The following is a 13,113-nucleotide window of genomic DNA, read 5'->3' as shown; positions in this document are numbered from 1 at the left end:
ATAACCTTCTTTACCGTTATAAAGAACGGAAAAGCGAAAAATTGATAGTCATATAGAAACAACCTGGTAAAACAAGTCCGGTGCACCTAAATTGGTTAGAGGAACAAGCTGAACAAGATATAAGTGATAATTTTTTGGCCTTTGATTTATCTTAGAAGTAGAATTCATTATATCGTGATTAAAAAGGTAAAGGAGATGTTCTAACATGAATAGTATGAAGTACATATTGTTTTTCCTGGTCTCTTTAATTTTACAAGCTATTTTGTTTTTTGGAATAAAAAGAGATTCGGGGATTACTATACTCGACATGTTAGTTATGTCCTTGTTATTCAGTTTATTTATGTTTTTAATTGATAGAGTCCTTTCAAAAAAGCAGGCATAATGCCTGCTTTTTTATTATGAACGAACCGAATAAAAAGTTTGCGGTTTTTTTGCGGTCCAAACACTTTTTGGAAATGTTAGAATATTACATAAAAACACATATAAAGGAGGGGTCCTGTGAATCCGGTCTTATCATCGTCAGAAGTTGGCGTAAAGATCAATGAATGATATAAAATGATACGTCAATTTAGTGTCCCGGATGCAGAGATTTTAAAAGCAGAGGTGGAACAAGAGATCAATCAGATGGAGGAAGATGAGTATTTACTCATTTACTTCTCTTTAATGAAATTCCGTCATCAGCTTATGTTAGATTATTTGGAACCCGTAACCACACGCATAAGACCAACGATTGATGAGTTACTTGAAAAAATAGAAGCATCCAATAAGGGGATAACTGGTCTGTTGTCTTACTATTCTCTGTTTTTTCGTGGAATGTATGAGTTTGATAAGAGGGAATATGTCAAAGCAATTGGTTTTTATCGAGAAGCAGAAAAACACCTTACTCATGTTAATGATGATATTGAGAAGGCGGAATTTCATTTTAAGTTGGCTGAAGCTTACTATATTATGAAGCAAAATCATATCTCGATGCACCATGTTAAACAGGCGATGGACATTTATAATCAATATGAACTTTATAAAGTGCGAAAAATACAATGTCATTTCGTGATATCTGGAAATTACGTTGATTTTAAACATTTCGAGAAAAGCTTGCCGCACCTTGAAAAAGCCTTAGAGTTGTCAAAACAGTTAGATCGCAATGAAAGGCTACTTAGCTCGGCTTACTACAATCTCGGAAAGAATTACGCAGATTTAGGAATAAATGATAAAGCAGATCATTTCTTAAATGAGGCTGCTAAGGTATCAGAAAGTGCTAAGTTGAGCAATTTACCACATTCCCTGTTTACATACGCTAAATTTCTTTTTAAGCAGGGGAAAACAAGTGAAGCAATAAAAATGAGTAAAAAGGGTTTATCCGCTGCGATATCCCAAGGTGATAAACTTTTTGTGTCCCTGCAAAAGTACTTGGAAGCACTTTATATTAATGCAGTAGATCAAGCGGGAATCAAAAAAACGATTGATTACTTAGAAAGAAATAAGAATTATGCGTATGTGGAAGATATCGCAATTGATACGGCTGAAGTTTTTGCAAAATCAAAGGAATTTGAAACATCATATGTTTATCATCAAAAAATGCTTGAAACGCAAAAACAAATTCAGAGGGGAGAATGCCTGTATGAATTTTAAAAAAGGCGTAATCATTATGCTTAGTGCAGTTACTTTAGGTTTAGGTTTAGTTACTACTTTTACTGTAGAGAAAAGTGAAGCATATCACCAACTTTCTGACCGCAATCAAACATGAAAACTGATTAAACCCTCTTAATTGAGGGTTTTTTATTTATGTTTTGGATTGCTTCAACTTTGACAGCAAATGAGTCAAAAGAATAAAGGTTGTACCACTTTTAAATCCTTGAGAAATAACCTTATTTTTGGGGAGAGAAAAAGGCAATAGGGCACCGCAATTTAAATTTTCGGTGAGACTGCAATAACTTTTTAGTTCTCATGGAAAATCTCTCAAGAGGGAATTAAGGTTTTGGGGATAGCTCATTAAAAAACTCACTTCGTAGATGAAGACAGCACTTCAAATGGTGGTTTCAAAATTGCCGCAGATCGAGTTGGTGCATAAAGAGGAAGAGTGTCAAACCTCTTCCTCTTTTATTTGGATGGAATACCGAAATTTCCTTTTGGGAAAAATTTATTTTTTAGCAAATCCCTGTTTATTTAAATACTCAAGCATGAAGGGGAGTTTGCTTCTTTCAAGATGATCCTCAATATGATCTTTCCATCCCTTTACTTTTTTCACTGTGAAAGGCGCTTTAACAGGACGATTCTGGTAATACTCACGCATCTGTTGATCATAGGTTGCTAAAGTTTCTTCGTCTAGTGGCTTGTACTGATTATCAAATATGACCATTGATTGAGGCAAACGAGGTTTTAGTCCGGGTTTCTCTCCAGCAGGATGGCCTATGCATAACCCAACTAAAGGAATCACATGCTTTGGTAAATGTAATACCTCAGTTAATTCTGTAATATTAAGTCTTATTCCACCGATATATACACCACCGAGTCCCATTGATTCGGCTGCAGTCAAAGCGTTTTGAGCCATTAGCCCAGCATCAAATGTACCTATTAAAAGGTATTCAATATACTCAAGGTCTACATCGGGAGCAATTTGATGATTTCGGTTAAAGTCGGCACAAAAAATCCAAAACTCAGCTGCCTCTTCAATATAAGGCTGATTCGCAGAAAGCTCCATCACCTTTTTTCGAAGATCTGGATCTGTAATTCTAATGATAGAAACAGCCTGGAGAAGACTGAAAGAGGAAGTTTGATTAGCTGCCTTAAAGATTGCTTCTCGTTGCTCCTTTGTGAGAGGTTGATCTGTAAAAGACCGAATGGAAGTATGATTACAAAGTAATTCAATTGTATTATTCATATTGACATTCTTCCTTTCTTACATATTAGATTCAAACTGATTAAGTTGGATTAGAGTTATTTGTAAAAAAATAATGTAACTGGTATTCAATATGATAAAATCATCACTCTAATTTATGAAGAGGGCAATTGAAATTGCCGTAGTACATTTTTTTGTACTTAACAGTAAGAAAAAGGTCTAAATCAATTATGTAAAGGTATTTTAAAAGAAAATAACATAAACGAAAAACACGAAGTATGTGGGGGAGCGTCAGAAAAATGCAGATTTATAACATTGAGAAATCTCCAATAAAAAAAGCCCGATTCCTCTGTATTAAAATAAAGAAATCGGGCTTTTTTCGTTACACCACTAAAGTTCTTTTTAGAAAAAAGAGACTTAAACTATTATTTTTCAAGGGTACTCATTATTTCATTAATAACTTCGGCGCAAGTTTTAATTTCTTTTATTCCACCTGCAGCTTCGGATAAGCTTATAGTGCCGTTAACTAAGTCCCCATCTAACATACCAATTTTGAAACCATTTCCATAATATTTATAGGCTTCTTCTGGTTTCCCTTGATTGATAAGTTCGAACGCTTTTTTTCCAGCTTCTGTCGGAATTGTTCTTAAATGTCCGACACCGGATTTGAATTCAATAAATTGCTCACTTTTCACTTTTAGTATTGCTTGTTTTGTAGCCTCACTTGCTGGATTCTCTTTTGTGGCTATAAAGCGTGTCCCCATATATACACCTTCTGCACCCATCGCAAAAGCTGCCTGAGCTCCTTTTCCATCAATGATACCACCTGCTGCAATGACAGGGATTTTTACCAAAGAAGTTACTTGAGGTACGATTGAAAGTGTACTAATTTTGTAGTCACTCATATGGCCACCAGCTTCATAACCTGTTGCAATAAGAGCATCCACTCCTGATTTTTCAGCTTCTGCTAATTTTTGTGCAGTAGGGCTGAGATCTCTATAAATAATATTAATATTATGTGCCTTTAGTCTATTTACTTCCTTTTGAATTACCTTTTGACCAATAGCAATCACATTTCTCACTTTTTCTTCTACCAAGATGTCAAAAATAGCATTAGTAAAGGGATCTTCCTTGATTTCATCCATGGGAAATATATAATTAACTGCAAAAGGTTTATCAGTCAGTTGTTTAACTTTTTGTATTTCTTTTCTAAGTCTTTCAGCAGTATCTTCTGGACTTGAAGATTTTTCTGTTTGTCCAGCATTCGGTCCCAATACTCCCATTCCTCCTGCGTTAGAAACTGCAGCTACAAATTCTGCAGAAGTAACCCATGTCATTGCTGCTGAAATAATTGGATACTCTATATCAAGTAATTCTGTAATGCGATTTTTCATATTAAATAATCTCCTTTTAATTAACGATAATTTTTCTTCATTTATATCTTATGATGATTTATGTGTCTCTCGTATTTAGTAACAAATCAAACGTGTATATACTAAATTTCTAATTATTTCTTGGTTGATTTTTCATAACTGTTTTCTGGATAGGGTAAACCCAAATTACCACGTAAAGTGTGTGATTCATATTCCTTACGAAAAATTCCCTTTTCTTGTAAGATGGGGACGACTAAATCAACAAAGTTATCAAATCCAGAAGGATGCTCCTGTCTTAGTAGGAGCAAGTCCATAGCACCTTCCTCATACCAAAGTTGAATTTGATTAGCTACCTTCTCGGCCGAACCAAAAAACTTCGGTTTTGGTATTTTGTATCCATATGGCATTAAGCTTTCTAGCTCCTGAAATTTTTCTTCAGCTTCTCTTTCTGTACTGCCGACAATAGGATGCTGTATCGGCATAATTAAAAAATCATCTGGTGAACGACCTTCTAGGGCTACCCTTCTTTTGAGCTCCATGCTAAAGCTCTTAGCGTATTCAAAATTGTCGCCATTCACCAATACGCCTTCAGCATGTTTCGATGCAATGTTCATAAATTCTGATGAAGTACCAGCTTGAAAAATGACAGGTCTTCCTTGTTTAGAACGGCTAATATTTAATGGACCATCCACAGAAAAATAGTTTCCTCTATAGTTTATAGCGTGCATTTTTTTAGGATCATAGAATATACCACTTTCTTTATCACGAATAAAAGCGTCATCCTCATATGAGTCCCAAAGACCTTCCACAATCTCTAAAAATTCCTTTTGCATTGGATATAAGTCTGATTTAGAAAGATGTGTTCGGCTATAATTCGCTAACCCTCCTGGATAGAAGTAATGGCATTCAAGCCTGCCCGACCGTTACTAATCTTATCAAGAGAAGCCATCTGTCGAGCCACAGTAAATGGATCTGCATATGAGGTCGCAATGGTTGCGGTAAGGCCAATATAACTGGTAGCCATGCTAAGCGCAGACAAAATACTTATTCCTTCAAACATACTCAAATAATGTGGAATCATACCAGGCCCAATATGGCTGACATCTGCTAAAAAGACCATATCAAACTTACCTTCTTCAGCTTTTTGGGCCTTTTGTACATAATAGTCTACATTTTCACTAGCTTGGCAGGCATATCCGGATGGCGCCAGCCCATATAATTCCATCCAACACCATCAATAATAGCGCCAATTTTGAGCTGTTTTTTATTTGTCATTTATCTCCCTCTCCTTTCTATATACCGGTACTAATGATGGATCACCCGGAGGTCTAATATTGCTAAAAGGATGAGTCGTTGGAAAGCTTCGCGAAAAAAATGAAAGTAAGTGATCTAACTGTTCTGGAAAATCATTGGCAGCAAGGGCTTCCCGTGAACGTTGTAAGGCCCACGCTGTCCATCCGTCGGTTCCTGACGCTCGTCCTAATCCAAGATCTATCCGTCCAGGATGTAGAGCTTCAAGTAGGGTAAAGTTTTCTACGACTTTAAAGGGACTATGATTAGGTAGCATTATTCCCCCAGAACCTACACGGATATTTTTCGTATGTGCTGCTGCATGCATACTTAACAAATCAGGAGATGTGCTGATTTGGCTAGTGGTGTTGTGGTGCTCAGTAAACTAGTATCGGGTATACCCTAACTTATCGGCTAGCTGCATCATCTCTGTTGAATTCATTAAACTTTCAGTAGGCTTACTGTCCTTAAAAATATGGACGAAATCTAAGATGGATAACTTTATCTGATGATTATTTGCCATTATTTAAAACTCCTTTCAATTTCTTTTTTTATTTAGTAGGCTAAATATATTACCGAAATATATAAAGAATACTATGGCTTTTTCATATCCCATTTTCATCATTAGAGTTTCAATACTATACATTGAAGAAGAAGCCTACTCAATCTATATCAAATCAACAAATATTGTTACACTCCTTTCAATTGAATCGCTCCCATCCCAAAACTATTAACAGTAGCCTTGGCGCACAGATTGTCGAGAGCATACAACTTCATGAAAAGATTTTGTAGGCATTAGTAAATGCCCAACTCTTGTATTACTCCAATATTGATTGATAAATACTCATTTGGATATGATAAAGTCGTATTGAGTATTTTTGTTACATCCACTAGAATAAAATCATTAATTATCTTTTGGAAGAGGGCAATTTAAATTGCTGTAGTACATTTTTTTGAACTTATAGGTAGATAAGTGAGGTGTTAGGATGTCAAGAATTTGTAAAGATGGTTTCGAAAGAGAATTCATAGAAGAAAAAAAAGAAATGTATGGTATTGCTTATACGCAAAACGTACTTTCTGGGCGTTGGAAGTACTTAATCCTTTGGTTTTTAAAAACAAAAGAACGTCGTTATAGCGAAATTAAAGCTTTTTTATGGGACATTTCACAAGGTTCTCTAACAAAACAGTTGAGAGAACTAGAAACAGATGGGTTAATTAAGCGAGAGGTTTTTCCTGAGGTTCCTCCACGAGTTGAATATTCATTAACATCAAAAGGGGAGGCGTTGATTCCTATTATTGATTTAATGGAGGAGTTCGGGAAAAAGTTTGGAGAAAAAGAATAAAAGTCTAAAATACCTTTGCTGCTATAGTACATTATTCGTTAAGTAAACACTAAAGTAATCGGTTCCTTTCTGAATGTGTCCAGTACAAATCCTTTAGGAGGGGAAAATAGTGAAATTCGGAATTATAGGTGCAGGATCAATTGGCTCAATTATTTCTAAAAAATTAGTTAAGAATGGGCATGATGTCAAAATTGCAGATGCAAGGGGAATTGAATATTTAGAAGGAAAAGAGCTTGCTGGAACACCGGTGCGCGTAGAGGATGCAATTAAAAATATTGATGTTCTTATAATATCTCTTCCTACAAAAGCAATGTCAAGCATTCGGAACATGATCGATCAAGTCGGAGAGAAAGTAATCATTGTAGATACTTCAAATTATTATCCTTTTAGAGACGACAAAATTGAAGAAATCGAGAACGGGATGGTTGAAAGTGTTTGCGTTTCAAATCAATTAGGCAGACCTGTCATTAAAGCGTTCAACAACTTATTAGCCTATACTTTAGAAAATGAAGGAACATCCGCAGATTCTAGTGAACGAATCGCGATGGCAGTTGCTGGTGATGACGCATCACAAAAACAAGCAGTCATGGACGTAGTGTCCGAGTTAGGCTTCGATGCAGTAGTCAGTGGTTCTTTAAGTGACTCTTGGAGACAGCAGCCAGGAACTCCTGCTTACTGCACAGAGCTAACAAAAGATGAACTCACGAAAGCGTTGAAAAAGGCGAATAAAGAAAAAGCACCATTACTACGCGACAAAGTGATGGAAATATTTGCAGAGAAAAAGGATGTTGAATTTTCACACGAGGATGTTGTGAATCTAAACAGAGAAATATACAATTCATAAAAACAAAAGGTGCACCCAGTTAGAGCGCACCTTTTTGTATATCATGTATGCCACAAATTCACATAAATATGTTTGCTTCTTTCTTTTTTCGCCAAAGGTTCTTTTTCCTGAGTATGCAGCTTTTTATTTCGCTTTTAAATTAAATTCTTCTCTGACAAATGTTTATTGATTTGGCTCACCATTTTTTAACCATAATTGATATAAACGTATAGAATTAATAGCAAGTGAATATAAGGAGTGTAATGAAAATAAGCTTTCATAACCAATGGTATGGATTTACTACGTTGAGGGACTCGATTTAAAGAAGGTACAAAACCATATTGGTATCTTTTAATTTTTGCCTTATCGTTATTCGTCTCGTTGTTTATCAAGACCTAAATTGTAAAAAGTCATATAAAATAAGGAGTGAAACATGCACTCCTTATATTTTTGTTCAACAAATGCATTGTTTAGTTCTAAAAGAAAGATATACCATTCTTATGTCACAAACGGAGCAGGTTAGCTGAAGAAGAGCAATCAATGTAGAAACGTTGACAACTAAAACACAACCATGATATATTTAGCCCGCTAAATATTTTTTGGCTAGAGGAGGGAGGTTCATCTTTGAAGATTAGTGTGGACTGTGATATTCGTATGTCCTTAGATAAAGTTTCTTCCCAAATGCGTCGGAATTATAGTGAGAGCCTTAGAGAACTCAATCTTTATGTCGGCCAAGATAATTTACTCTCACGTTTGTGGTTGGGTGATGGAATAACACAAATGCAGCTATGTGAACATTTAAAATGCGAACCGCCTACGGTAACAAATATGGTTAAATCGCTAGAGCAGAATGGTTTTATATACCGTAAACGTGATGAAGAAGATGCAAGGGTTATGCGAATTTATCTAACGGACAAAGGCAAAGAATTAGAAGAACCCGTTAGAATTAAATGGAATGAACACCAAGAAAAATTACTACAGTCAATTTCAGCCGAAGAACGCTTAATATTAAGGGATTTAATAAAGCGTATGGAGAAAAACTTATCTTAAGTTTTCTCTCAAACATATATTTAGCACCCTAAATATATATTAGTAACCTGGAAGATACTCTGTCCAAAATATTGTACTAATAAGTAAGCCAAACTGAAAAATATTTAGCAAACTAATTATTTCTTTAAACCAACTGAAGATTGAAAATAAACTAAACAGGAGGATTCAATAATGAATAATAGAATATGCAAAATATTAAATGTAGAAAAGCCAATTATACAGGGCCCGATGTCTTGGGTTACTAATGCCGAATTTGTTGCGGCGGTAAGCAATGCTGGTGGATTAGGATTTCTAGGTCCAAATGCCGGTCAGGTTGATATAACTCGTTCACCCGAAATAAATGCGGAAAGAATGAGAACTGAAATACAAAAAACAAAATCATTAACTAATAAGCCATTTGGAGTACCTGTAATCGTAAATCGTGATTTAGCTTACACATGGCCAATTTTAGAAACAGTTATTGACGAGAAAGTTCCTGTTGTTATTGTAAACGATATACTGGATGAAAGAATCTTTAAACCATTAAAAGAAAACGATATTAAAATTGTTTATAGACCACTTACTCCTACTATTGAAAATGCAAAAGCTGCAGAAGAATTTGGAATAGATGTTTATGTAGCGACTGGATTTGATGAAGGTGGTACGGTTCCAGAACGAGTTATTGGAACATTTTCGATTGTTCCAATGATTGTAGATGCTATAAATACCCCTGTAATGGCAGCTGGTGGTATTGGAGATGTTAGAGGAGTGCGTGCCGCATTTGCTTTAGGCGCTGAAGGTGTGTTTGCTGGTAGTGTCTTTATTCCAACAAAAGAAAATCCAGCAGCAGAAAACGTGAAACAAATGATTGTAGATGCTACAGCAGAAGATTTACTAATGTTCCGTACTTTACCAGCATACTATCGTTCTTTACCTACTAAATTTGCGAATAAACTAGTAGAAATGGATAAACAAGGTGTAAGTCGTGAAGAAATAGCAAAAATGATGCGTGGATCAATTGGAATGCGTATCGGCATGCTAGAAGGCAATACAGACGATGGCTATATTTCTATAGGTACTGGAATTACGCCAATTAAAGAAATCAGAACTGTAAAAGAAGTGGTTGATACTTTAATGCAAGGCTTTAATTAAATATTAGGGTCTTCGGAATATTTAGTGGAATTCCCTTTTCAATAGTTGAAAACATTTACTTATAACTCGGACTATTTGGCGGTATGTTAGTTCAAACACTAGAGGGTGTTTTTAAAAATAACACCTGGTGCACAAGAGAAATTTGAGTTGATTATATTAAAGGCACAAGTTGATAAAACATTAGCATATATGTCTGAAGCTGACTCCATTGCAGCTACGATTTCTATCCGTAACGGAGTGCCATTCACCTCATAATTAATAGAATGCTCCGACAAGCCTAGAGTTGAATATGACGTGATACCTTCCAGAGGCTGGTCACTAACCGATAAAATATCTATGTTGCTATTCTCGTTATCATCCCAATATTTCGTCACTTTCGGTTTACCTCCAAAAGCTCCTAAAACTGTTCTAGCAATTACTTTATTTTCTTGTGTAACGCCCATTAGACAATCTCTCCTAATCACCAAAGTATACTCCTTTAGGACAAAGGTAGTTCAGGTTGATAAAGCTCTGGATTTTTGCTGTTAGTTTAGGATTCGTTAACTTGAAAACCTGACCCGGAGTTAAGCTTTTGTTGATTGTGCTAACACCAAAAGGAACCAACATTTTTCGCTACTGAGGCTCTGTTCTTGCCTTTCTTTGAAGACTTTATTCCGGAATAAATTATGTCCAGTTATAACCTTACCATTTGTTGAAGCAGAACCTTCTTGAAATAGAACAAAGCCCCTTAGAAATTTCATTGGGGCTTCAAAATAACATAACAATGTACAACATAGAAATATTCAGCTTTTCCTTATAGCTTAATATTATATTTCTCTTTAATGGTTCCCATGTATTTTTCTACTTCTAATTTATTGTCTGGGTGTCGTTTTATATATTGACCAACAATTTCATTTAAATATTTATAGAAATTTTCGTAATCTAATATGACTTCTTCATCTTCCTCGACTGCTGGGTAATCGAAATAAAAAGCTATACCCTCATCTCCAAAATAATCTTCTTCCCACTCTTCGTAGTCATCAGCAAATACACACCAGACATTCTCTATACCATAACCCTCTCCGTTGGAGAATTTCTCTAAAATGCGTAAAAAACGTTCATCACCCATAACTTGAAAAAAATAGTTAATTAAGTCTTTGTTTTTATTATCCATTTCACTTTCACTCCGAATTATTTAATCATTTAAGGTAGGGAAAAAGTTTGTTATTTCTCCAGTAGCTTCATCAATATAACCTTCAAACTTGAGACCATTTTTAGCGTATCCAGTTACTTTTCTCCCGACTACTTCTCCATTTTTCATTGCTTCTTCTCCCCACTGCAACATTTGTTCGTTTGAGATCTTCTCGGGATCATAAACTGTCTTTGGAGTACGGACTTTTTTCAGTTCTCCAGGTTTGATATTTCCTTCTCTATCTAATGCAGGTAAACCATATTCAATTTCATAGATACCATCAATTGTGGGGTGTTCTCTTTTTGAAATTATACAACTCTCTAAATCCCAACCTTTATCAATAAATGCCTTTTCAAAATTATGTAGGTTGTGACCGCCGACAATTCCTTTATTTTTCTTTCTAACTATATCTTCTACCTTAACTAAATGGGTATCATAACCTTGCCTAAAAGTAACATTTATTTTGTGAAAAGCATTATTTTTTTCTTCTTCAATTATACTTTTTAACAGTGGTGTGTTTTTAACGTTATGAGTATTCTCAATATCTTGTGCAATTCCTACAAGTGCAGGTTCATATCTGTTTTTAAAAAAGGGATTAATAAGGTTGTTTCCTTTTGTAATTCCTTTATTCACATGAGCAGCGGCTGTTCCACCTTCCACCACTTTACCTACTTTTGACAGCTTAGTAGTGGTTTGCACTGCGGCACCCGCACCTTTTGGACCAACGATATTACCGACTGCATAACTGATATAATGTGCTCTTGTGTATGCATCGCCATTTATCATTTTATCATTCCATGAATCGACGATGTTTGTCCAAATTATTTTAGGGTAGGAGGGGACACTTAAGACTGTTGTAATTGTTTTTGCAAGTTTTAGTTCCATAGGAAGCTGTGAATATTCCCAGGCTCCTACTACCAAGTCTTTGATGCCATATATCGTATCATCAATCGCATCGTTAAGCCCATCATTAACCCCATCGATGATATCCAATGCCGTTTTACCTGCATTGATTACACTTTCACCGACGGACTTCAGCTGTTTTGCTTGTTCTAGCTGCACCACATACTGTAACTGTGCAGGTTCAAGGTTCTCATACCCGATCTTCTTCGCAATTTCTAAATACTCATCCGGATCTGAGACACCATTCGCCAGCTTTTTCTTTAAGTCTTTTATCTCGCGTTCCTTCGCCTCTTCTTTCTTGATCTTCAAATAAGCATCTGTACGCTTCTCAATATCACCTTTTTTCTTATGTATATCACTCTCACGGTACGCCTTGGCGTTGTAGTGAATGGGCGTAGCGTTTTTCCCTTTGCCCGTTGCTTCTTGGAGCTTTTGGAAATCTGACTTGATGAATTGTTCATTTGGCTCTGACAGGGCATATTCTGTCAGTAAATCTTCGTCAAGGTCACCTAGTTTTTCAATTGTTTTTTTTCGTTTGTCATTGGCATCTGCAAGCTCATCCTTGAAGGTCTCTGTTGAAAACAAGTCGAGCGGGAGGATGTCGTCAATATCGTTTAGGATATCTTTCATGGCCTTTTTCTGTTCAGACATGATGGACTTTGATTTTTTATGGGCGTTAGCCAGTTCATGTTCTAAAAAAGACTCTTCAATATAAGCATCAGAGAGATCTTTGTCCTCTACCGCTCCGGCAATGCTATTAAAAAATGCGATTTTCATATCAATGTAGTCGATCCATTGATCAGTGACACCAACATGATCGTGATAGAATGCTTTAATGTTATTAGCACCTTTACCTGAGAATTCGCTGTCGTCCAGTTCAGCAACGCTTTGTAAAGCTTTTCTCAAGTTGACCATTTGCGTCCTTAGCTCTTTATATTCCTTGGCGCGGTCTGTAGCGTCAGACATAAGTGTTTTGGCTTCAAATACTTTCATGATCATATCCTTTCAATTTAATCATATAACAAAATATTACCATGGAAGAAAGAAGAAACGAACTTAAAATTATCTTGATTAATCATATCCAAGGTACAGACGAAAAAGTTTGCGGTTTTTTTGCGGTTCAAACACTTTTTGGAAATGTTAGAATATTACATAAAAAGACATAAAAGGAGGGATCCTGTGAATCCGGTTTT

Annotated in this window: 10 protein-coding genes and 3 pseudogenes; 6 read left to right on the top strand and 7 right to left on the bottom strand. The window is 35.7% G+C overall.

Features of this window, described 5'->3' with window-relative positions; all coding sequences use genetic code 11:
* Nucleotides 1–555 precede the first annotated feature (555 nt).
* Together WA325_RS05155 and WA325_RS05150 are read left to right on the top strand one after the other, a co-directional pair.
* The gene (locus WA325_RS05155) at nt 556–1,629 is read left to right on the top strand and encodes a response regulator aspartate phosphatase (protein WP_326326195.1); all 1,074 of its coding nucleotides are present in this window, start codon (nt 556–558) and stop codon (nt 1,627–1,629) included.
* On the top strand, nt 1,619–1,744 hold the full coding sequence (locus tag WA325_RS05150; RefSeq protein WP_258182200.1) for a hypothetical protein: 126 nt from the start codon (nt 1,619–1,621) through the stop codon (nt 1,742–1,744). The genes WA325_RS05155 and WA325_RS05150 overlap by 11 nt, the downstream gene beginning before the upstream one ends.
* 393 nt (nt 1,745–2,137) lie before the next feature.
* Here WA325_RS05150 and nfsA read toward each other — a convergent pair whose 3' ends face one another.
* The 4 genes and pseudogenes from nfsA to WA325_RS05130 form a co-directional block, all read right to left on the bottom strand.
* Nucleotides 2,138–2,878: an oxygen-insensitive NADPH nitroreductase gene (nfsA, locus tag WA325_RS05145; protein ID WP_105953556.1), complete on the bottom strand. Its 741-nt coding sequence runs from the start codon at nt 2,876–2,878 to the stop codon at nt 2,138–2,140.
* Between the two features lie 383 nt (nt 2,879–3,261).
* Nucleotides 3,262–4,230: an NAD(P)H-dependent flavin oxidoreductase gene (locus tag WA325_RS05140; RefSeq protein WP_105953557.1), complete on the bottom strand. Its 969-nt coding sequence runs from the start codon at nt 4,228–4,230 to the stop codon at nt 3,262–3,264.
* Between the two features lie 113 nt (nt 4,231–4,343).
* Nucleotides 4,344–5,484 (bottom strand): annotated as a pseudogene (locus WA325_RS05135) (NtaA/DmoA family FMN-dependent monooxygenase).
* Nucleotides 5,474–5,869: pseudogene (locus tag WA325_RS05130) on the bottom strand (LLM class flavin-dependent oxidoreductase); the annotation flags it as partial. The pseudogenes WA325_RS05135 and WA325_RS05130, both read right to left, overlap by 11 nt.
* A gap of 616 nt (nt 5,870–6,485) precedes the next feature.
* Between WA325_RS05130 and WA325_RS05125 the strand changes: the two are divergent.
* From WA325_RS05125 to WA325_RS05110, 4 genes are all read left to right on the top strand, one after another.
* Complete coding sequence (locus WA325_RS05125; protein WP_105953558.1) at nt 6,486–6,842, top strand: winged helix-turn-helix transcriptional regulator; 357 nt, start codon at nt 6,486–6,488, stop codon at nt 6,840–6,842.
* A 109-nt stretch (nt 6,843–6,951) separates the two neighbouring features.
* A complete protein-coding gene (locus WA325_RS05120; protein ID WP_336183280.1) occupies nt 6,952–7,686 on the top strand; it encodes an NADPH-dependent F420 reductase in 735 nt (244 codons plus the stop codon).
* A gap of 603 nt (nt 7,687–8,289) precedes the next feature.
* Nucleotides 8,290–8,715: a MarR family winged helix-turn-helix transcriptional regulator gene (locus tag WA325_RS05115; RefSeq protein ID WP_032732229.1), complete on the top strand. Its 426-nt coding sequence runs from the start codon at nt 8,290–8,292 to the stop codon at nt 8,713–8,715.
* A gap of 171 nt (nt 8,716–8,886) precedes the next feature.
* Complete coding sequence (locus tag WA325_RS05110; RefSeq protein ID WP_105953560.1) at nt 8,887–9,846, top strand: NAD(P)H-dependent flavin oxidoreductase; 960 nt, start codon at nt 8,887–8,889, stop codon at nt 9,844–9,846.
* A 101-nt stretch (nt 9,847–9,947) separates the two neighbouring features.
* Here the strand turns inward: WA325_RS05110 and WA325_RS05105 are convergent.
* The 3 genes and pseudogenes from WA325_RS05105 to WA325_RS05095 all read right to left on the bottom strand — a co-directional run.
* Nucleotides 9,948–10,289, bottom strand: a pseudogene (locus WA325_RS05105) (suppressor of fused domain protein); the annotation flags it as partial.
* A 350-nt stretch (nt 10,290–10,639) separates the two neighbouring features.
* A complete protein-coding gene (cdiI, locus tag WA325_RS05100; protein WP_248337330.1) occupies nt 10,640–10,999 on the bottom strand; it encodes a ribonuclease toxin immunity protein CdiI in 360 nt (119 codons plus the stop codon).
* Between the two features lie 21 nt (nt 11,000–11,020).
* Nucleotides 11,021–12,913, bottom strand: a complete 1,893-nt coding sequence (locus WA325_RS05095; protein WP_336183279.1) for a T7SS effector LXG polymorphic toxin — start codon at nt 12,911–12,913, stop codon at nt 11,021–11,023.
* Nucleotides 12,914–13,113 lie beyond the last annotated feature (200 nt).

It is taken from the genome of Bacillus sp. 205(2023), from assembly GCF_037027485.1.
GTDB lineage: Bacteria > Bacillota > Bacilli > Bacillales > Bacillaceae > Bacillus > Bacillus halotolerans.
Note: the sequence above shows the minus strand (reverse complement) of the source record. Positions and strands in the feature narration are given on the sequence as shown.

What these genes read in the sequence shown, in the direction of transcription:
- WA325_RS05155 (WP_326326195.1), top strand. Translation starts at nt 556, where the DNA reads ATGATACGTCAATTTAGTGTCCCGGATGCAGAGATTTTAAAAGCAGAG.
- WA325_RS05150 (WP_258182200.1), top strand. Translation starts at nt 1,619, where the DNA reads ATGAATTTTAAAAAAGGCGTAATCATTATGCTTAGTGCAGTTACTTTA.
- nfsA (WP_105953556.1), bottom strand. Translation starts at nt 2,878, where the DNA reads ATGAATAATACAATTGAATTACTTTGTAATCATACTTCCATTCGGTCT.
- WA325_RS05140 (WP_105953557.1), bottom strand. Translation starts at nt 4,230, where the DNA reads ATGAAAAATCGCATTACAGAATTACTTGATATAGAGTATCCAATTATT.
- WA325_RS05125 (WP_105953558.1), top strand. Translation starts at nt 6,486, where the DNA reads ATGTCAAGAATTTGTAAAGATGGTTTCGAAAGAGAATTCATAGAAGAA.
- WA325_RS05110 (WP_105953560.1), top strand. Translation starts at nt 8,887, where the DNA reads ATGAATAATAGAATATGCAAAATATTAAATGTAGAAAAGCCAATTATA.
- cdiI (WP_248337330.1), bottom strand. Translation starts at nt 10,999, where the DNA reads ATGGATAATAAAAACAAAGACTTAATTAACTATTTTTTTCAAGTTATG.
- WA325_RS05095 (WP_336183279.1), bottom strand. Translation starts at nt 12,913, where the DNA reads ATGAAAGTATTTGAAGCCAAAACACTTATGTCTGACGCTACAGACCGC.